Origin of the sequence: Escherichia sp. UTM R2 (genome assembly GCF_048593455.1) — a bacterium.
GTDB lineage: Bacteria > Pseudomonadota > Gammaproteobacteria > Enterobacterales > Enterobacteriaceae > Escherichia > Escherichia coli.
This window is the reverse complement of sequence record NZ_JBFWDY010000002.1, coordinates 700,593-719,947: the sequence shown is the minus strand read 5'-3', so window position 1 is coordinate 719,947 and position 19,355 is coordinate 700,593. Positions and strand designations below refer to the sequence as shown.

Annotated in this window: 18 protein-coding genes and 2 pseudogenes; 3 read left to right on the top strand and 17 right to left on the bottom strand. The window is 51.3% G+C overall.

All coding sequences use genetic code 11. The features are described 5' to 3' along the window. Window positions 1-6: 6 nt before the first annotated feature. The 4 genes from AB4H76_RS04320 to AB4H76_RS04305 are packed head-to-tail and all read right to left on the bottom strand — an operon-like array spanning window position 7 to window position 3,729. On the bottom strand, window positions 7-831 hold the full coding sequence (locus tag AB4H76_RS04320; protein WP_000984978.1) for a hypothetical protein: 825 nt from the start codon (window positions 829-831) through the stop codon (window positions 7-9). Then, window positions 831-2,180 (bottom strand): lipopolysaccharide biosynthesis protein, encoded by a 1,350-nt coding sequence (locus tag AB4H76_RS04315; RefSeq protein WP_000896885.1) that lies wholly within the window; start codon window positions 2,178-2,180, stop codon window positions 831-833. Before AB4H76_RS04315 ends, AB4H76_RS04320 begins: the two co-directional genes overlap by 1 nt. Window positions 2,181-2,225: 45 nt before the next feature. After that, complete coding sequence (locus AB4H76_RS04310) at window positions 2,226-2,984, bottom strand: ATP-binding protein (RefSeq protein WP_000339531.1); 759 nt, start codon at window positions 2,982-2,984, stop codon at window positions 2,226-2,228. 31 nt (window positions 2,985-3,015) lie between these two features. Further along, window positions 3,016-3,729, bottom strand: a complete 714-nt coding sequence (locus AB4H76_RS04305; protein WP_001076243.1) for a dTMP kinase — start codon at window positions 3,727-3,729, stop codon at window positions 3,016-3,018. Window positions 3,730-3,902: 173 nt separating this feature from the next. On the opposite strand from AB4H76_RS04305, the gene AB4H76_RS04300 reads away from it, so the two are divergent. Beyond that, window positions 3,903-4,595 carry a dTMP kinase gene (locus tag AB4H76_RS04300; protein WP_077492795.1) on the top strand — a complete coding sequence of 231 codons (693 nt, stop codon included), beginning with the start codon at window positions 3,903-3,905 and terminating at the stop codon, window positions 4,593-4,595. A gap of 48 nt (window positions 4,596-4,643) precedes the next feature. Here the strand turns inward: AB4H76_RS04300 and pitB are convergent, their stop codons facing one another. Together pitB and gss are read right to left on the bottom strand one after the other, a co-directional pair. Next, complete coding sequence (pitB, locus tag AB4H76_RS04295; RefSeq protein ID WP_000933296.1) at window positions 4,644-6,143, bottom strand: inorganic phosphate transporter PitB; 1,500 nt, start codon at window positions 6,141-6,143, stop codon at window positions 4,644-4,646. 291 nt (window positions 6,144-6,434) lie between these two features. Further along, the gene (gene gss, locus AB4H76_RS04290) at window positions 6,435-8,294 is read right to left on the bottom strand and encodes a bifunctional glutathionylspermidine amidase/synthase (RefSeq protein WP_001297309.1); all 1,860 of its coding nucleotides are present in this window, start codon (window positions 8,292-8,294) and stop codon (window positions 6,435-6,437) included. Between the two features lie 204 nt (window positions 8,295-8,498). Here gss and yghU point away from each other — a divergent pair, with 204 nt between their 5' ends. Continuing rightward, window positions 8,499-9,365 (top strand): glutathione-dependent disulfide-bond oxidoreductase, encoded by an 867-nt coding sequence (gene yghU, locus AB4H76_RS04285; RefSeq protein WP_001295515.1) that lies wholly within the window; start codon window positions 8,499-8,501, stop codon window positions 9,363-9,365. A 122-nt stretch (window positions 9,366-9,487) separates the two neighbouring features. Here yghU and hybG read toward each other — a convergent pair whose 3' ends face one another. The 10 genes and pseudogenes from hybG to yghX form a co-directional block, all read right to left on the bottom strand. Further along, window positions 9,488-9,736, bottom strand: coding sequence for a hydrogenase maturation factor HybG (gene hybG / locus AB4H76_RS04280; RefSeq protein ID WP_000334896.1), 249 nt, complete (start codon window positions 9,734-9,736; stop codon window positions 9,488-9,490). A 12-nt stretch (window positions 9,737-9,748) separates the two neighbouring features. After that, entirely contained in the window at window positions 9,749-10,090 is a 342-nt protein-coding gene (gene hypA / locus AB4H76_RS04275) for a hydrogenase maturation nickel metallochaperone HypA (RefSeq protein WP_000544953.1), read from the bottom strand. Continuing rightward, on the bottom strand, window positions 10,083-10,571 hold the full coding sequence (gene hybE, locus AB4H76_RS04270) for a hydrogenase-2 assembly chaperone (RefSeq protein WP_000134014.1): 489 nt from the start codon (window positions 10,569-10,571) through the stop codon (window positions 10,083-10,085). Before hybE ends, hypA begins: the two co-directional genes overlap by 8 nt. Continuing rightward, window positions 10,564-11,058, bottom strand: coding sequence for a HyaD/HybD family hydrogenase maturation endopeptidase (locus AB4H76_RS04265; RefSeq protein ID WP_001221939.1), 495 nt, complete (start codon window positions 11,056-11,058; stop codon window positions 10,564-10,566). The genes hybE and AB4H76_RS04265 overlap by 8 nt, the downstream gene beginning before the upstream one ends. Beyond that, window positions 11,058-12,761: a hydrogenase 2 large subunit gene (hybC, locus tag AB4H76_RS04260; RefSeq protein ID WP_000083065.1), complete on the bottom strand. Its 1,704-nt coding sequence runs from the start codon at window positions 12,759-12,761 to the stop codon at window positions 11,058-11,060. Before hybC ends, AB4H76_RS04265 begins: the two co-directional genes overlap by 1 nt. Beyond that, a complete protein-coding gene (gene hybB / locus AB4H76_RS04255) occupies window positions 12,758-13,936 on the bottom strand; it encodes a Ni/Fe-hydrogenase cytochrome b subunit (RefSeq protein WP_000017703.1) in 1,179 nt (392 codons plus the stop codon). Before hybB ends, hybC begins: the two co-directional genes overlap by 4 nt. Beyond that, window positions 13,926-14,912 carry a hydrogenase 2 operon protein HybA gene (hybA, locus tag AB4H76_RS04250; protein WP_001081870.1) on the bottom strand — a complete coding sequence of 329 codons (987 nt, stop codon included), beginning with the start codon at window positions 14,910-14,912 and terminating at the stop codon, window positions 13,926-13,928. The genes hybB and hybA overlap by 11 nt, the downstream gene beginning before the upstream one ends. Window positions 14,913-14,914: 2 nt before the next feature. Next, on the bottom strand, window positions 14,915-16,033 hold the full coding sequence (gene hybO / locus AB4H76_RS04245; RefSeq protein WP_000145410.1) for a hydrogenase 2 small subunit: 1,119 nt from the start codon (window positions 16,031-16,033) through the stop codon (window positions 14,915-14,917). Between the two features lie 188 nt (window positions 16,034-16,221). Continuing rightward, window positions 16,222-16,498: pseudogene (gene yghW / locus AB4H76_RS04240) on the bottom strand (DUF2623 family protein YghW). Between the two features lie 118 nt (window positions 16,499-16,616). After that, a pseudogene (yghX, locus tag AB4H76_RS04235) lies at window positions 16,617-17,502 on the bottom strand (YghX family hydrolase). Window positions 17,503-17,658: 156 nt separating this feature from the next. Between yghX and gpr the strand changes: the two are divergent. Then, window positions 17,659-18,699 carry an L-glyceraldehyde 3-phosphate reductase gene (gene gpr, locus AB4H76_RS04230; protein WP_000262172.1) on the top strand — a complete coding sequence of 347 codons (1,041 nt, stop codon included), beginning with the start codon at window positions 17,659-17,661 and terminating at the stop codon, window positions 18,697-18,699. A gap of 39 nt (window positions 18,700-18,738) precedes the next feature. Here gpr and AB4H76_RS04225 read toward each other — a convergent pair whose 3' ends face one another. Continuing rightward, complete coding sequence (locus AB4H76_RS04225; RefSeq protein ID WP_000439331.1) at window positions 18,739-19,233, bottom strand: TIGR00645 family protein; 495 nt, start codon at window positions 19,231-19,233, stop codon at window positions 18,739-18,741. Between the last annotated feature and the right edge of the window lie 122 nt (window positions 19,234-19,355).

The following is a 19,355-nucleotide window of genomic DNA, read 5'->3' as shown; positions in this document are numbered from 1 at the left end:
CTCCGGCTATAGCGGAAAACGCGAAATCAGCAGCTCTAAGCGCTGACGAATATCGCTATCCAGCGCCACCGGTGCATCATACGACTGGCGGTTTTCCATATCATCCGCCACCATGTCATCGTGTTTATCTCCCATCAGGCCATTAATGGCGGCGAGGAAGCGGGATATCTGTAACGCCTCTTTATTTTCAGGATCAAGCGATCTTAAGGTGTCGTAATAAGAAACCTGCTGGCTGATGATTTTTCGCACATCATGAAATTCCCTACCGGTTAGTCGCGGTTTGGCAATAATCTCTTTCAGGGTATGCATTTGCTTTTGCCGATAGGCAATAAAACTGCTTACGCTTTCTAACTGGCTATGGCGTAATGAATAGTTCACCAACGACCAGACCGGAGAGCTTAAATAAATCCGTAACAGGTTGCCGTAATACGACACAATATTTTTCTTACCGTTACGAAAGCCGTCCTGAAAACGCCCCAGAAAAACGGTCGTTTTGCCGAATAAAAATCCGGCCTGATGCTTCTTTAAATACAGCCGTTGCGCAAAACGCAGGTGCTTGTAGCGCGCTCGCATGTATTTAAATTGTTTGCGCTCATCAGCAGTCAGCTCATCGCCTTTGGCTTGTTTGCGAACTAAACGCAGTAACTCCTGACGATCAACGCCATTGAGCCAGAATTGCAGGCATAACGCGTAATTATCATGAATGATTTCGGTGGTACAACTTAGTGCAATAGTCGGCGGCAAACTAACCTGTGCATCAACGACATCATCTTCTTCAATCGCAACAAATAGACGCTCGCTCGCCTCAAGCGGGAAATATTTTCTCATCATCAGGATTTCTCTCCGGCTGCGTTATAAAGCAAGGAATGGCGCTGAAAAAATGCCTTTAAGGTTGGAATTAACGAGAGCGCCACGTCCAGACATTGCCCACCGAAGTAAGCAAACGCTGCTCCCAGCACACCAAACAGATGACAGAACATGAACAGCAATACGATGTAGCCGATTGAGGCGATGGTTTGCGCCACGAGAAAAGCGCGCTGTTTTCCCGCCATCAATAGCAATGACTCCTGAGGGAAGCCCAGCATCGAAATCACAATTGCGCCCAGCATCACCTGAATCAGGTCATACGCTTCGAGATACTTAACGCCAAACACCAGCGAAATGAGCGGCTTGCCGACGATCAACACCGCGAGCGCCACCAGAATACCGATTCCGCCCGCCAGTAAACCGGACTTCACACCTAACAACCACGGTCTGGTGGTGCGCGGATCTAAACGCATCACCTCTGGGTAAAAACTTTTACCCAGCAAACCCGCTGGCGTTCCGGCGGCGTCGAAGAATGTCATGGCGATTTTAAATAACCCGGCGGCAGCGGGTCCTAACACGATCCCCACCAACACTGTGCTGCACGAGTTACGCGCCGACCAGATGGAGTGGGCAATGTTGGTTGACCAGACAAAACTCCACGCGCCTTTAATGTGTCGGGCAGACTCAAACAGATTCAATTTGAAGGCGTTATGGATATTTCGGCGGCGTAATTCGCGCGCGGCAAACCACCAGTACATGGTGCCGCCAACCAGATTCGACACGTACCAGGCAATAACAAAACCCGCAAAACCAAAGTCAAAATACCAGGCTACGACGCTCCCCGCTGCGCGCAGAAAAGGTTTCGTCGCCTGCTGTACAGCAATTAAATCGAAGCGATCTACCGCACGCAGAATGCCGGTCGGCGTGGAGGAAGCCATTGAAGGAATGAGCGTGCAATAGAGCGCTGCCAGCCAAAAACTTTGGTCATCCAGACCTAATGAATGGGAAAGGAATGGCAGTAAGGCAATGCCACCGACAATCGCCACCGCGCCGCTGACGATATCCAGCGAGAAGGAAAATGAGACGACATTGCGGAATTGCTGCGGATTATTGTTGGTTAATGCTGGTGTTCCGTACTGAACCACCAGTTGCCATGTCTGAAACTTAATAAAATCGCTGATCGACTTGGCGTACGATTGCACAATCACCAGTACGCCAAACATGGCGGGCGTCATCCCTTTACCGGCACACGAGAGCGCCAACAGACCCAGCAAGGCGCTCACGACATTACTGGAGCCTAACCAGGCGCTATTGCGAATAATGGTGCGAAACGCGCCATCTGCAAACCAATGTTTGATGTTAAAACCCGCCAATTCAGCCTGACCTTATCGTTGATAGTAAAAAGTATCCCGCCAGCCTTAAGTTAAACTTCGGCGGTCAGAAACGATGGCAACCAGAGAAACCGCCTTCTGTGCCTGTTCCAGCACTTCGCTGTAGGGCGCTCTGGAATCAATCTCAAGAATTTTTGTGCCGTTATAGCCAATCTTCGACATGACACCGATTTTGTCCTGCAGCTCGGCATAGTCATGGTCAGGCTTGCGGGAGATGGCAGTCTCAATATCAATGCCCAGGCGAATAATTAATTCCGGGCGATATTGCGCCATTTGTTGGTATAAACGCCGTTCGCGCTGCGCCAGAAACATGCTGATTTTCCCGGTCGCACGTTCGACGCCAATCCCCGGTCCATCATAATAAAAGCCCGAAATTTCAGCCTGCGGGAAGCGATCGCTGACCACCAGAACGCCACTTTGCGCCAGTCGCTGAACCTTGCGTAGATTCGCCATTCTTCGCAGCGAGAAGCAGTACATAATCACCGCCGCCCATAGCGCCGGAGATTTGGTTTTCATGCTTTGGGTTTTCGAGGATTTGGCCGCCAGTCGCCGTTCCAGCCAGACGCCAACCAACGGCAATCGTTTGATTTTGTCGCCGTCTTCGCCGGAGAGCAGCCCCAGATAGCGCCGCTCGGTTTGCCAGTGTTGTTGCAGCGATTTCACCAGGTCGGTGGTCAGTGTGGATTTACCGGTGCCATCACACCCGACCACCGCAATCAGCCCCGGAATGTAGTTGGGCTGCGGCGCGGTTGTACTATTAACAGTTTGAGTTTGTAGTGCATCCATTCGTTAAATCATCCCCTATCCATTTTGGTGATCAGGAAAGCGCGGCGTGAATTGCGCGTAGTGACGCTTGCAGAATTTCATCGGCGGGGTGTCGCCCATCCAGTTCAAGGATCTTTGCGCCATTGAATGTCAGTTGCGGCGTAACGGCGATTTTTTCCTGTAACGCTGCCAGTTGGTGGTCAGGTTTACGCGCAAACGCGGTTTGTTCATCAATGCCAAGACGAATCAACAATACGGGCAAATAAGATGCCATCCATTGGTACAGCTTCAGCTCGCGCTGCCTTAACATTTTTATCCAACCGTTACCGCCCGTGGTTTTTGCCAATTGCGGGCCATCAAAGCGAAACCCCGGCACTTCAACCTGCGGGTAGCGGTCGGTGATGAGCAGAAAGCCTTGCTGGCTTTTACACAACATTTTGCGAAACTTGTACGCCCGCCAGCAGGAAAGCAGATAGATAACCAGTGCAGTAATATTGCCAGGCGGTGTTGAGGGCTTTTCGTGCACATGTGCCGCTTTACTTCGCAGATAACGCCCAAAAGGTGCGCCAATAACAGGGAGCTGTGAAATCCATTCGCCAATTCGCCCGGACGATTGCCCGAGATAAATGTGTTCTGTTGGCATTCTTGCTGCCAGTTCATTTACCAGGCTTGCCGTGAGGGTCGATTTACCTGAACCATCACATCCTACAATGGCAATAACACGCACTGGCGTGGAATTAATTATTGACATATTACGTTGATTCACGAAAAACCCGGCAGTAAATAATGTATTGAATATTACGTGGTCCGTGCTCAGAATATCCGTTCAACCTTATTGTGACAATGGTTAATTGTGACATTGACCTGAATTACGCTTTCATAAAAACATATTAACCAAATAAATATTTTTAATGGATATTTAAATTAAAGGATATATTCATGCAGTCAATAACACCTCCATTAATTGCCGTTATTGGTAGCGATGGTTCAGGCAAGTCAACGGTGTGTGAACATCTTATTACCGTTGTCGAAAAATATGGTGCTGCCGAAAGAGTTCATTTAGGAAAACAGGCCGGAAATGTCGGTCGTGCAGTGACAAAATTACCGTTGATGGGAAAATCCTTACATAAAACAATTGAACGAAATCAGGTGAAAACAGCAAAAAAATTGCCTGGACCAGTTCCGGCGCTGGTAATTACAGCGTTTGTCGCCCGTCGCTTACTGCGCTTTCGTCATATGCTTGCCTGTCGTCGTCGCGGGTTAATTGTTCTAACCGACCGTTATCCTCAGGACCAAATTCCTGGCGCTTACGATGGTACGGTGTTCCCACCTAACGTTGAAGGTGGTCGTTTTGTCCCATGGCTGGCAAGCCAGGAACGTAAAGCGTTTCACTGGATGGCGAGCCATAAGCCTGATCTGGTCATCAAACTCAATGTTGACCTTGAAGTTGCCTGTGCACGTAAACCCGACCATAAACGGGAATCGCTGGCGAGGAAGATTGCCATAACGCCACAGTTAACCTTTGGTGGTGCACAACTGGTTGATATCGATGCCAATCAGCCACTGGAACAGGTGTTGGTTGATGCAGAAAAAGCGATTACGGATTTTATGACCGCGCGTGGTTATCACTAGTCAAAAATGGAAATGCCCGATCGCCAGGACCGGGCATTTTCAGGAAGGTTAAATCAACTGCAATGCTATCCAGTACAGCCCACCAGAAAGAAAAATTGCCGCCGGTAAAGTAAATACCCACGCCATCAGGATGCTGGTTACCGTTTTACGCTGTAACCCACCGCCGTCCACCACCATCGTCCCTGCAACTGCAGACGAGAGGACGTGTGTTGTGGAGACGGGCATCCCAATATAACTGGCAAGACCGATAGACACTGCCGCCGTCATTTGTGCCGCCATGCCTTGCGCATACGTCATGCCGCGCTTACCAATCTTCTCACCGATGGTCATCGCTACACGACGCCAGCCAATCATGGTGCCAATGCCGAGCGCCAGTGCTACCGCCATGATGATCCACACCGGAGCGTACTCAATGGTGCTTAACATATCGCTGCGCAGTTTTTTCAGCAGGTTCTGGTCTTCTTTACTGACGCCTGGCAGTTTCGCTAGCTTCGCGGAGGTATCAGAGATGCACAGCATAATGCGGCGCAGCTGGCTGCGCTGACTCACGCTTAACGGCTCGTAACTTTCCATATTGCCTGGCAGCATCGTTTTAACGCGCGCAATAGCATCAAAGGTATTTGCCGGATGACAGTGAAACTCTGTTACTTGCGTGCCATCAGTCGATGCTGCAGGCAATGGAGGTTCCATCGCAATCAACTTCTGCGGCAGTTCAGGATGCTGTTGCAGGTAGTGTTCGAAGTTGGTAACGGCATCGCGGGTACGGGTAATTTCATAGCCGGACGCATTCATATTGACGACGAAGCCAGCAGGGGCAATCCCCACCAGTACCAGCATTACCAGGCCGATCCCTTTTTGTCCGTCGTTCGCGCCGTGCGAAAACGCCACGCCCGCAGCGGAAACAATCAGCGCAATACGCGTCCAGAATGGCGGTTTACGTTTGCCTTTTTTCTTTTTGCGATCTTCCGGAATGCGGTGAATACGGTCACGCTTTTTCGTCCCGCTCCAGTAGCGTCGCAGCAGGAATATCAGGCCTCCCGCAATGACCAGGCCGACGATAGGGGAAACAATCAGCGAGGAGAAAATTTTGGTCACTTCACGCAGGTTTAACGCATCCATCACCGATGAGCCGGTTAACAGCGCGTTGGTTAAACCGATGCCGATAATCGCACCAATCAAGGTGTGCGAACTGGAGGCCGGTAAACCGAAGAACCACGTTCCCAGGTTCCAGATAATCGCCGCCAGCAGCATGGAAAAGACCATCGCCAGGCCGTGGGTTGACCCCATATTCAGCAACAAATCGGTTGGCAACATATGGACAATGGCATAGGCAACGCTAAGTCCGCCCAATAACACGCCAAAAAAGTTAAAAAATGCCGCCATCACCACAGCAAGTTGTGGTTGCATGGCACGAGTATAAATAACGGTTGCCACCGCATTCGCCGTGTCATGAAAACCATTGATTGCTTCGTAGAACAACACAAATGCCAGAGCAAGCAATAACAAAAGCCCTGTGTATATATCAAGGCCAACAAATAAATTTAGCATATATTAGATTACGCCATTTTGAATTTACGAACGGACGCATTATCAGTGACTTTAACGGCATGGGCAAAGTGAAATATCATTTTTTAACGATAAAAAGAGTGTTATTTCTTGTGTATCAGACAATAAGCATTCATTCAAAACCTTTAGAAATAATCAAAACACAGGTATTCCACTGGTTAATATATTCACATATGAAATGAATAAATATTGGAATATATAAATATTGAATATTTTGATTAATCCCCGTACTGATTATTCTTCATAATCAGTACGGGGTTGCTACAACATGTATTACTTTTTCACCACAATTAACGGTTCAATATCACTCTCTTTTTTGATGACCAGTGATTCATCACCGCGCAAACACGTCCCACCGTAGTTGCCGCCAACGGTGAAGGTACATACCTGAATGTATTTACCGTCCACTTTCGGCAAACACCACAGTTGCTGATAGATGTTTTTCTGCTCGGCAAATTTACCGCTGGTTTTGTCCAGCACCTCTTCATGATGGCTGACGAGGTCGATATTGCTGCCACAGCGACCGGCGATCGGTTTCACTGCGTAACCTGTTTTCACCAGTTCATCATTAACAGTGAAATCGGTATCCAGCAGGTAACGATGGTGCGGGAACAGCGACCAGAGGATCGGCAGAATCGCTTTGTTGCCGGGGATCACCGTCCACAGCGGCTCAAAGACCAGCACTTCCGGGCGCAGCAATACGTCGATAAGACGCACTTCGTTTTGCGGATGACCGGTACGGATTGGCACCGCAGCAAACTCACGGTCGCTAACTTCACGAATCTGATCAAACGCGGTTTCCCACGCCCAGGTTTTCCACACGCAGTTAACCAGTCGCCCTTCCCCATCAATCAGTTGCCCGGCAGCATCCCAGCCCAGTTCATCCAATCCACGCAAGATACGCGTTTCAAAGCCCGCCTGGTGCAGCGCCTGCTCCATAAACTGCGCGTGATAGTTTTCCTCGATATCTTTGTCCTGCATGATATGGACAAACGGACGTGCACGACTGTGTTTCCAGGCACCAGCCAATTCGTTAATCAGCCCTTCCGCCGGATTGAAGCCGTTGCCTTTATAGCCCTGCTCCGCCCAACGTTCGAGGATCAAGCCCGCTTCGGTATGACAGGAGGCGGAGTCGGCGTTGTACTCGTAAACCTTCAGGCCACGCTCATCCATGCAGAAATCCATACGACCAGTGATCATATGGTGACGGCGACGCTGCCAGGAGAGACGCAAACGTGGCCAGAGGATTTTCGGGATGTCGAACAGCGCCAGCAGGTTGTCATCTTTCAGCACCTTGTCGGTTGCGTGAAGATACATCAGGTGCAGCTCGTTGGTGGCTTTAATTAGCTCCTGCTCGGCACTCTCGGTAATGGTGTAGTAATGATAAGGATCCTGATTGATCACCTGACCGTTGGCCTGCACATAGGCGTTTTGCAGCGGATCTTTTTCATCCAGCCATTTACCGTCAAACTGGCCTTTGTTTTCCAGGCGCGCTCCGCTGATTTTCAGCAGCTCGCCTGCAATTTCCGGCTGCGGTAAGCTGTATTCAGTATCTTCCGTCTGGATCATCCAGCCCAGAATGGTGGTGTCATCAAAAGTGTCTTTCAGGGTATAGCAGCCGTTTTCGACCACCATCTCCAGCTCGCGCGTCCACTGTTGCCCTTGCGGCAACGGGGAATGAATCACGTTCTGTTCCGCAATACGGACTTTGTTGCCATGCAATTGGGTAATGATGGCGACATGGCCAGTGTCTTTAAATTCACCGCCTTTATCCCAGATAAGAAGCGCACCCGCGACCGGCGCACGCGGCGAGCCGTTAGGAAATGCCTGCAATGGCAGGATGTTGTCATTAACCACTTCTCGCAGGAAGCGCAGCGAGAAAATCTCCCACGCCATACCCACGTCAGTAAAGACCACACCGTAATTCAGAAAGAGAAAACGGCGAGCAAATTCAACGCATTGCCACTTGTGGCCCATATATTCGTCGTCGATATAGCTACGGAATACGGCGTCATCTTCGTATTCCTGCGGATCGAGAGAACTGTAATCTGAAGAGTAGATTGCTACCCCACCTGGGGCGTAGCCCAATAATGTCCCGAACGGGGCATCCTGGCTGGTCGTTCCTTTGCTCATCACTTTACCTTTAACAATACAACCTAAGCAGTTGGCGTAATTGTTGTGCTCTGATTACCTGCTCAGCGACATTAACCGGACAGAGGTCAGACTAATCATACACCTCATCGCAGCGGCTGGCGCAAAGGGTTAAAAAATTCACATTCTGTACAGCAAGTGACCTGCTACACTGCTTCAACACTACCACTCAGAAGGCAACTCACTATGACAGACAATACTTATCAGCCCGCGAAAGTCTGGACGTGGGATAAATCCGCTGGCGGCGCGTTCGCCAATATCAATCGCCCGGTTTCTGGTCCGACGCATGAAAAAACGCTGCCCGTTGGCAAACACCCATTGCAACTTTATTCGCTGGGAACGCCGAACGGTCAGAAAGTAACGATTATGCTTGAGGAGCTGCTGGCGCTGGGCGTTACTGGTGCAGAGTACGACGCCTGGCTGATTCGTATTGGCGATGGCGATCAATTCTCCAGCGGCTTTGTCGAAGTGAACCCAAACTCGAAGATCCCGGCGCTGCGCGATCATACGCATAATCCGCCGATCCGCGTGTTTGAATCTGGTTCGATCCTGCTTTATCTGGCGGAGAAATTTGGCTACTTCCTGCCGCAGGATTTGGCAAAGCGTACTGAAACGATGAACTGGCTGTTCTGGTTACAGGGCGCGGCACCGTTCCTCGGCGGTGGTTTTGGTCACTTTTACCATTACGCACCGGTAAAGATTGAGTACGCCATCAACCGCTTTACCATGGAAGCCAAACGTCTGCTCGACGTGCTGGATAAGCAACTGGCGCAGCATAAGTTTGTTGCGGGCGATGAGTACACCATTGCGGATATGGCGATTTGGCCGTGGTTTGGCAACGTGGTGTTAGGTGGTGTGTATGATGCCGCTGAGTTTCTTGATGCGGGCAGTTATAAGCATGTACAACGCTGGGCGAAAGAAGTAGGCGAACGTCCGGCGGTGAAACGTGGGCGTATTGTTAACCGCACCAACGGACCGCTGAATGAGCAGTTGCATGAGCGCCATGACGCCAGTGATTTCGAGACGAATACGGAAGATAAGCGTCAGGGGTAAGGGTTGGTGTTCGTCGCAGCAAGCCATCCAGGCCGGATAAGGCGTTCACGCCGCATCCGGCAATCGTGCACAATGCCTGATGCGACGCTGCCGCGTCTTATCAGGCCTACGAAAGCTAATCATCACGCGCTGGTAATGTCGTAATCCATTTGGCGCAGTGCGTCTAATGTGGCTTTGGCTTCATCTTCGTCGATGATGCTCATGGCAAATCCGACGTGTACCAGCACCCACTGGCCCAGTAGATCGGCAGGGTTACCTTCACAAATCAGGGCGATATTCACATCGCGCTTGATACCACATACTTCAACCTGCGCAAGCTGGTGAATATCTTCACCGACAGCCAGCACCTGGCCTGGAACGCCAATACACATTATTAACTCCGGTTATTCAACTTCAATACTTTTGACGATCAGCGAATCGCCGGTATCGACACGCAACCGCTCGCCGTGACAGAGCGGACACTGCGCATCGTGCTGATGAATCTCCACCACCTGGCTGCAATCCCAGCACCAAGCCTGGGCGGGTTTATAGACGATATGTAAATCGCACCCTTGCGCCACCGTTCCGTGGCAGACAATTTCAAAACTAAAACGGACGGCGCTCTCCTCAACGCAGGAGAGCGCGCCAATTTCCAGCCACACGGCGGTGACGCGCTTAACATCGTGCTGCTCCGCCTGCCGTTGGATAATTTCAACGGCGCTCTGGCAAAGAGACAACTCATGCATTTTCGCCACTCCTGCGACCAAACAGCAGGGCGCGACGCCCTGCGTGTGGTACATCCGGATTCGTGACTGGCAGCGAAAGGATCATTCGTGCGCAGTCATCCGTCAGGCGTTGGCCCTCTTCAATCGACATGCTGTGCGAAAGCGGCGACATCAGCGAACAGGAGAGATATTGCGAAACACCGTCCAGTTCGCCAACGGTAAAGGTCATAGTGCCATACGGCAGTTGCAGACCAATTTTTTCACTCACTTTGCGCAGCGGCCAGAGTTGATCCGGGCCGGGGAAGATAACTGCACTCAGCATCCACGGGGTGATCACACACCCCGTCCACTGACCTTCGAACAGCGTAAAATCAGAAACATACACCGGCATTGAAGGATGCAGAAAAGAGAGATCGTGCATCGAACGCCGGGCAATTTCTTCAAACGCTGCCTGTACTTGCGCCTTCGGGGAGGTCTGGAAACCTGCTATCTCTTCAGTCATGAATCGCCTCCCGTGGGATGGCTTCCACGCCAGATTCACGCAGCGCAGCCAGAACCTGCTCAAGCGCAGGTTCAATCATTGCTTCAACCGTCGGCGTTAAGCCGATGTGTGGCTCCAGCGATTCCGGGATCACGCCGACCAGGGTCAGCTTTTTCGGAAACTCGCCGGTGAAGCGCAGGGCCGACAAGACGTCGGCCAGGCCAAGCTGATGCGGAGAGATTTTGTTGGTAAACAACGCCGGAACTTCTTCATCCCGCAGGATCATCATCGTTCCCGGCGCGTTCTTTTTCGAGACAATGGCATCCGCAATAATCAAATGATCGCGATTTGCCATGTCGCCAAGCAGCTCCATTCCCGCCGTGCCGCCATCGAGGATCTCAACATAATCCGGCAGAATGTATCGTTGCTCTAACGCTTCGACAATCCGCACACCGATGGCTTCATCGGTCAGCAAAATATTGCCGACCCCTAAGACTAAAATACGCATTACAGAACCTTCACTGAAACCACTTCGTTGCCGTCAGCATCCACTACGTGTACCGCACAGGCCATGCACGGGTCAAAGGAGTGAATGGTACGCACCACTTCCAGCGGTTTATTCGGATCGGCAACCGGTGTACCCACCAGCGACTGCTCGTAAGGACCGACGTCATCATTGAAGTTACGCGGACCAGAGTTCCAGGTTGATGGAACAACCGCCTGGTAGTTGCTGATGATACCGTCTTTAATAACCATCCAGTGAGAGAGCATACCGCGCGGCGCTTCGAGGAAGCCAACACCTTTGAATTCACCCGTTGCCGGAATGTTCGGCTTCACAAAGGTGGTGTGATCGCCTTTGCCGATATTGGTGATCAGTGCACTGTATTGGTTTTGCAGGATATCCTGCAATTCACAGCAGTGAACGGTACGACCAATAATACGGCCCAGCGTGGAGTGCAGCTGTGCCACTTCCAGCGTGTTGCCAGTCAGTTTCTGATAAATCGCAACGATTTCATTCAGTTTGTTCTGGGTAGATTCGCGACCTGCCGCCAGTTTCACCAGCATATTAGCCAGTGGCCCCACTTCTACCGTTTTGCCGTAGAAAGTCGGTGATTTCACCCAGGAATATTTCCCGTCGTCAGACCAACCATCATAAGCCGGAATGGTGGTGCCTTCCCACGGTGCCTGCGGCGCTTCGTCTTTATACCAGGAGTGCTTCGCGCTTTCCTGAATGCCTTTGATCAGGTATTCATCGGAATGAGAAGTGATCGGACGATACGAGGACAGATCCGCATTCTCAATGTAGCCGCCCGGGAACAGGAAGCTGCCGTTTTTACTGTCGGTCGGGAATTCCGGCACGCTCAGGTAGTTCACCGCACCTTTACCGCGTGTCAGCCATTCCGGGTAGAACGCGGCAATAACTGCGGTATCAACCTTATAAACCTGCTCAACAAAGTCGCTCAGTTTGTCGATGAAAGACTTGATGTACATCAGGCGCTCAAGGTTCAGCACGCCCAAACCGTCGAGGTTGATCGGGTTCGCGACACCACCTACCGCCAGGTTCTGAATGTGCGGCGTTTTACCGCCCAGCAGCGCCACGACGCGGTTAGCGTCACGCTGGCACTCCAACGCTTGCAGGTAGTGCGCTACCGCAATCAGGTTCACTTCCGGCGGCAGTTTCATCGCCGGATGACCCCAGTAGCCATTAGCGAAAATACCCAACTGACCGCTGGCAACCAGATCTTTGATCTTGTTCTGAACTTTGGTGAACTCTTCCGGACTGTTCAGGTGCCAGGTCGAAACGCCTTTCAGCATTTCGGAGGCTTTGGTTGGGTCAGCTTGCAGTGCAGAAGTGATGTCCACCCAGTCCAGCGCCGAAAGCTGATAGAAATGAACAATATGGTCATGCGTGGTGTGCGCAGCCAGAATGATGTTACGGATGTATTGCGCGTTAACCGGAACGTCGATATTCAGCGCACTTTCTGCCGCACGAACGGAAGACAGCGCGTGAGTGGTAGTACATACGCCACAGATACGTTGCACAATCATCCATGCATCGCGCGGATCGCGGTTTTTCACGATCTCTTCCATGCCGCGCCACATGGTACCGGAAGCCCATGCTTTCGAAACGACGCCATTTTCGATTTCGCAATCGATGCGTAAATGCCCCTCAATACGGGTTACCGGATCAATAGTAATTCTCTGGCTCATGCTTTGCTCGCCTCATGACGATTATGATCGTTTTGTTTTAAAGGAGGAAGTATCGGCAGTAGACGAATGAGTACGATGTAAGCGCAAATCTCAATAGCCACAAAACCAATAGAAATCAACAGTTCTTCCCAGGTCGGGAAGTAGGCGTAACCGCCGCCCGGGTTGAATGCCACCAGCGAATAGGTCAGACGCCAGGTTGCACAACCTAACAGTGCGCTCAGTGCTGACAGGAACAGCATGCGGGAATCATTACGCAGCTTCGCCACACGCAGAACGACCAGCGGGAAGAGCATCAGCAGGACTTCAATCCAGAACATCACGGAGTAGAAGTCACCGGCAAACGCTAACGACAGCTTGTCGCGATAGATAAGCTCGCCAAAGCGCAGCACGATGAAAATCGCCAGCAACACACTGATGGTGTTGGTCAGCTTAACAAACAGACTCTTTTCATCCGGACCGTTGCCACGCAGACCCGCCTGCACCAGCGAACCTTCAAAGATGACAATCGAGAAGCCCATGATGAACGCCGTCAGCAGCGAGAACAGCGGCAACATTTCATAGCTCTGCCACAACGGATGCACCTTGTAGCCCGCCGAGATCATCAGCGACCCCATTGAAGACTGGTGCATGGTCGGCAGCAGCGCACCGAGCGCGATGATGAAGAACATCACCTTGTTTAGTCGCTGTAGCGACACCTTCCACCCCAGACGTTCAAACAGTGCCGGAGCAAACTCCAGTGCCATCACGCCGATATAGATGGTCATACAGACCGCCGTCTCGAACAGTACCGAGTTCACGTTGAAGTGACCCGGAATGTAGAAGTACGGCAGGTTCCAGTAGCGACCCACGTCGATAGTGATCGACAAGCCACCCAGTGAGTAACCAAACAGACTCGCCAACAGCGCCGGACGCACCAGCGGATGGTATTGCCCACGGTTAAAGACGTATACCGCCCACGCCAGCGCCCAGCCGCCACAGGCAAAGCCGGTGCCAATCAGCAGGTCAAACGCGATCCACACGCCCCACGGGAAGCCGCCGTTCAGGTCAGAGACAGAGCCCAGACCGAACACCAGACGCTTCACAATCAGGAGCATACAGATGACGATTAACGGTCCAAAAATCATGACCGGTTTACTGATGATTTTGCCGCCCAGCGGTTGTGGATCATGACTCATGATCGTCTCCTCCGTCGTGATGGTCGTTTTTGGTGTTGCGACGAACCAGCACGGTTAAGCCCGCCAGCACAGCCAGTGGTAGCATCATGCCTTTATACAGGGTGTGTTGAATATTTTCGGAACGCGCACCGGTAGAAAGATCGTCCAGTTTCGGCAGGTCGAGATTTTCATAAGGCACACCCGTCAGTACCAGAACCTGAGTACCGCCGCCCTCTTTCTCGCCGTACAGATGCGGATAATATTTCGGCACCGTATGCAGGTAAGTGTCGCCAGATTTCAGCGTCTGACGCGGATAGTGGTATTCGCTGCCAGGCTTCAGCGCCAGACGTTTTTTCGCCTCCGCCATCAGCTCTTCACGCGTACCGAAAATCACCGCGCCCGCCGGGCACACTTCTACGCAGCCAGGTAGACCGCCTTTATCGAGACGTTCCACACCTTTCTGGTTGCACAGCTCGCACTTATGCAGCGCACCAAACGGGTTGTTGTAGTCGTACTTCGGCACGTTGTACGGACAGGCGACCATGCAGTAACGGCAGCCGGTGCACACGTCTTTGTCGTAATGGACAATGCCGGTTTTCGGATCTTTTTTCAGTGCAGAGACCGGGCACACAGAGACACAGTTCGGATCGACGCAGTGCATACACTGTTTCTTAATGTACGCGTAGCCGTTCTCCTCCTGGTCTTTGTTGACCCCTGTGCCGCTGGTCCACACCTGAATGATGTTATTGGTATACGGCGACAGTTTGTCGTTGTTCGACCAGGTCTGTTCCCCTTGCGGGTTACGTTCAGGGAAATTGATATCCTGACACTTGGTGACGCAAGCCTGGCAGCCTACGCACAAGGTCGAGTCGTACAACATCCCCAGCGATCCCGGAATTGGCGGGCGGTTTTCAGCAGCCGCATGACTGACAGACGGCAGCGCGCCCGTCAGCAATGCCCCGCAGGAGGCTGCTTTAATAAAATTACGTCTGTTCACGGTTATTCTCCCCGTGAGTCAGCGTTATCTTTCTTTTGCTGACGACCCAGTTCACGCACCGCCATCACGCTGACACCGGCAACCAACCCAACCACACCGCCGAGCAAACCAATAGCGCCTGCAGAGACGTTGCCGCCCTCTTTAGCGTTAACATCCGGTTTCTGTGAACGCGGAGTTTGATTTTCGACGTTGGCAAGCTGATGGATGCCTTTATGGAAGCCGATACCTTCTTCGTTACAGCCATAGCACGGGTGACCAATCGCCACCGGCCACACACCGCCAACATCGCAGAATTGCAGCGTTGAGCAGTTGCCGTAAGTTTCTGGCCCTTTACAGCCGAGGTGGTACAGGCACCAGCCTTCGCGGTGGCCTTCATCACCGAACTCTTTGGCAAAACGACCAGCATCGAAGTGCGGGCGACGTTCGCAGTGTTCGTGAATCAGACGGCCATAGGCGAAGGTCGGACGGTTTTTGTCATCCAGTTTCGGCGGTTTGCCGTAAGTGATGATGTGCGCAACGGTCGCGAGGAAGTTGTGCGGGTTCGGCGGGCAGCCCGGAATATTGATAACGGTTTTGCCTGGCAGAACTTCTTGCAGGCTGACTGCGCCAGTTGGGTTAACTCCAGCTGCGGCAACACCGCCCCACGCAGAGCAGGAACCGATAGCGATAATGGCTGCTGCGCCTTCCGCCGCTTTGCGGATGTGATCCACAATCGGCTCACCGGCAACCATGCAATAAATACCGTTATCTTTTAATGGGATGGAACCATCCACCACTAACACATACTGCCCTTTGTACTTCTCGAGAGCGTTATGTTTGTTCTCTTCGACCTGATGACCGAAGGCGGCGGAAAGCACTTCGTGATACTCCAGAGAGATAGTCTCCAGTACGAGGTTTTCTACCGTTGGATGCGTTGCACGAAGCAGAGATTCCGTACAACCGGTGCACTCCTGCGCGCCAATCCAGATAACTGGCGGACGCTGCGGGTTAGTAACCGATTCGGCCATCTCTGCAGCGGCTTTGCTACTTAACCCCATGGTGGCGGCTAATGCTGCACAAAGCTTCATGAAATCACGACGGTTAATGCCGTGAGAATGGATGAGGGTGTTATCTCCAGTCATTTATAGTTATTCCGTTGCGAAGACCTGGCATATATTTTGCCTCAATCGCAAAATCAATAATGCGATCGATGCGCCATTTACCACACATTTATTATGGTTATCGATATCATGATACTGCGGCGGGGCGCTAAAACGAAGGGAAGAAGCATTAGTGTAATTAATTAAAGCAAGATAATACGTATGTTTGATCAATTTTCGAGGCGATAACCGGCCATAAAAAAGCGCAACGTAGAACAGGAATTATTCTCACGAAAGAAATCCATTACCATCTCTTTATCCAGTCCATAGCGGCCCCGCTTCCCAGGCGCTAAGCTGGCGATCTCCGGTCTTTTCGTACATCCGGTGTGAGTAGCCTAATACAAAACCGCGTTTATAATCGGCACAGAATTTTGTCACATTAACCGCACTGTCGGCATGCGTTGCTTTTAATCCCGCCATTAAGCCTTTACCAAAATGGTTATTCATCGTTCACCTCATTCGCTATATATTGTCATATATAGCGATATTTTAGGCAAAGAACGACTTTTGCGCACGCTATTTTTTCATGCTTGTTTAAGACGTAATCCCGTAAGAGATAAACCTATCAGGAGAGATATTTATCGAACCATTTCAGTGTCCTTTGCCAGGCAAGATCGGCGGCAGATTTGTCATAACGGGGCGTGGAATCATTATGGAATCCGTGATTAACCCCCGGATAGATATACGCCTCATAAACCTTATTATTGGCTTTCAACGCCGCCTCGTAAGCAGGCCAGCCCTCGTTGATTCGGGTGTCCAGTTCCGCGAAGTGGAGTAGTAAAGGCGCTTCAATCTTCGCCACATCGGCAGTGGGTGCCTGACGACCATAAAACGGCACCGCGCAGGCCAGTTCCGGATACGCGACAGCCGCCGCGTTCGATACGCCACCGCCATAGCAAAATCCGGTAATACCCACTTTGCCTGTCGCTTGCGGATAGCGTTGCATAAACTCAATTGCGGCAAAGAAATCATTCATCAGTTTGGTTGGATCAACCTGCTGTTGCAGCTCACGACCTTTATCATCATTTCCCGGATAACCTCCAACGGAACTTAAGCCGTCAGGTGCCAGGGCGATATACCCCGCCTTCGCCACTCGCCGTGCCACATCTTCGATATACGGATTCAGTCCACGATTCTCATGCACCACCACTACGGCTGGCGTTTTGCCGCTCATCTTTGCGGGCTTCACCAGTTAACCCCGCACCTCGCCGTGACCATTTGGCGAAGGATACGTGATGTACTCAGCAACAATTTCCGGGTCGGTAAACTCTACCTGAGTCGCCAGCGCATAATTTGGCTTGAGCAAATCAAACAACGCTAATGCCGTCATCCCGCCTACCGCACTTCGCCGCAAGGTTGAGGAACTCACGTTTCGAGATTTTCCCGTGAGCGTAATAGTCATAGTAATCCAGCAACTCTTGTGGGAAATCTTTGGCGGTTAAACGCGGCATCGTTGCACTCCTCAATTGGTGTTTTTTTAAGCAAAGCATAAGCACGTGTTTTTGCCCAGTTTTTCGTCACTCTGTGAGCCAGACTACGGGATACGCGCTGGCGAATCGCTAAACTAGAAACATTGTTTCGAAATTGAACGGTGGAAAGGAGAGGTCATGGTCTGGTTAGCGAATCCCGAACGTTACGGGCAGATGCAATACCGCTATTGCGGAAAAAGTGGTTTACGCCTGCCCGCGTTATCGCTCGGTTTATGGCACAATTTCGGTCACGTTAACGCGCTGGAATCACAGCGTGCGATCCTGCGTAAAGCGTTTGATTTGGGCATTACGCACTTTGATTTAGCCAACAATTACGGGCCGCCTCCAGGAAGCGCAGAAGAGAACTTTGGTCGCCTGCTGCGGGAGGATTTTGCCGCTTATCGCGATGAACTGATTATCTCTACCAAGGCTGGCTACGATATGTGGCCCGGCCCTTACGGCTCTGGCGGTTCACGTAAATACCTGCTCGCCAGCCTCGACCAAAGCCTGAAGCGTATGGGGCTTGAGTATGTCGATATCTTTTACTCTCATCGCGTCGATGAAAATACGCCGATGGAAGAAACCGCCTCTGCGCTGGCTCATGCGGTACAAAGCGGTAAGGCGCTGTATGTCGGGATCTCCTCTTACTCGCCAGAGCGGACGCAAAAAATGGTCGAGTTGCTGCGCGAGTGGAAAATTCCGCTGTTAATTCATCAACCTTCGTACAATTTACTGAACCGCTGGGTGGATAAAAGCGGCCTGCTGGATACCCTGCAAAATAACGGCGTGGGCTGTATTGCCTTTACTCCTCTGGCTCAGGGATTGCTGACCGGAAAATATCTCAACGGCATTCCGCAAGATTCACGGATGCATCGTGAAGGGAATAAAGTTCGTGGTCTGACACCGAAAATGCTTACCGAAGCCAACCTCAACAGCCTGCGCTTATTGAATGAAATGGCACAGCAGCGTGGACAATCAATGGCGCAAATGGCGTTAAGCTGGTTGCTGAAAGATGATCGCGTGACGTCGGTATTGATTGGTGCCAGCCGCGCGGAGCAACTAGAGGAGAACGTGCAGGCGCTGAATAATCTGACATTTAGCACCAAGGAGCTGGCGCAGATTGATCAGCATATCGCCGATGGCGAGCTGAATCTGTGGCAGGCGTCTTCCGATAAATGACCTGTTAATAACGGGCGCGCGAACCGCGCCCGAATCAGATCAGTGATTATGACGAGTCAGTCGGTCAAGATAGCCCATCACAAATGCAGAAAGCACAAACGTCAGATGGATAATGACGTACCACATCAGTTTGTTATCCGGGACATTTTTCGCATCCATAAAGACGCGCAGTAAGTGAATGGAAGAAATTGCCACAATCGACGCTGCTACTTTGTTTTTCAGCGACGTTGCGTCCATTTTCCCCAGCCAGTTCAGCTTCTCTTTGTTCTCGGAGATATCCAGCTGTGAGACGAAATTCTCATAACCGGAAAACATCACCATCACCAGCAAACCGCCAACCAGCGTCATATCCACCAGCGACAGCAACACGAGGATCAAATCTGATTCCGCCATCGAGAAGATATTCGGCAGTACGTGAATAATCTCCTGGAAGAACTTCAGCGCCAGGGCAACTAACGCCAGCGAAAGGCCAAAGTACACGGGGGCAAGCAGCCAGCGAGAAGCATACATTGCATTTTCAAGAAAACGTTCCATACATTCCTGTCGTGTAGTTAAAACGGGCAACAGTATATCGCAATTGAGTAAACAGCACGCAACAGCAAATCAACATATACGTTAAACCTTTGTCGCATAATTCTGAGGTTTAGGGATCTTCC

Excerpts from the sequence above, each read along its gene's own strand:
- hybG (WP_000334896.1), bottom strand. The coding sequence starts at position 9,736 with ATGTGTATTGGCGTTCCAGGCCAGGTGCTGGCTGTCGGTGAAGATATT.
- gss (WP_001297309.1), bottom strand. The coding sequence starts at position 8,294 with ATGAGCAAAGGAACGACCAGCCAGGATGCCCCGTTCGGGACATTATTG.
- hybB (WP_000017703.1), bottom strand. The coding sequence starts at position 13,936 with ATGAGTCATGATCCACAACCGCTGGGCGGCAAAATCATCAGTAAACCG.
- hybO (WP_000145410.1), bottom strand. The coding sequence starts at position 16,033 with ATGACTGGAGATAACACCCTCATCCATTCTCACGGCATTAACCGTCGT.
- AB4H76_RS04320 (WP_000984978.1), bottom strand. The coding sequence starts at position 831 with ATGATGAGAAAATATTTCCCGCTTGAGGCGAGCGAGCGTCTATTTGTT.
- AB4H76_RS04310 (WP_000339531.1), bottom strand. The coding sequence starts at position 2,984 with ATGGATGCACTACAAACTCAAACTGTTAATAGTACAACCGCGCCGCAG.
- AB4H76_RS04265 (WP_001221939.1), bottom strand. The coding sequence starts at position 11,058 with ATGCGTATTTTAGTCTTAGGGGTCGGCAATATTTTGCTGACCGATGAA.
- AB4H76_RS04300 (WP_077492795.1), top strand. The coding sequence starts at position 3,903 with ATGCAGTCAATAACACCTCCATTAATTGCCGTTATTGGTAGCGATGGT.
- pitB (WP_000933296.1), bottom strand. The coding sequence starts at position 6,143 with ATGCTAAATTTATTTGTTGGCCTTGATATATACACAGGGCTTTTGTTA.
- AB4H76_RS04225 (WP_000439331.1), bottom strand. The coding sequence starts at position 19,233 with ATGGAACGTTTTCTTGAAAATGCAATGTATGCTTCTCGCTGGCTGCTT.
- yghU (WP_001295515.1), top strand. The coding sequence starts at position 8,499 with ATGACAGACAATACTTATCAGCCCGCGAAAGTCTGGACGTGGGATAAA.
- hypA (WP_000544953.1), bottom strand. The coding sequence starts at position 10,090 with ATGCATGAGTTGTCTCTTTGCCAGAGCGCCGTTGAAATTATCCAACGG.
- hybC (WP_000083065.1), bottom strand. The coding sequence starts at position 12,761 with ATGAGCCAGAGAATTACTATTGATCCGGTAACCCGTATTGAGGGGCAT.
- hybE (WP_000134014.1), bottom strand. The coding sequence starts at position 10,571 with ATGACTGAAGAGATAGCAGGTTTCCAGACCTCCCCGAAGGCGCAAGTA.
- gpr (WP_000262172.1), top strand. The coding sequence starts at position 17,659 with ATGGTCTGGTTAGCGAATCCCGAACGTTACGGGCAGATGCAATACCGC.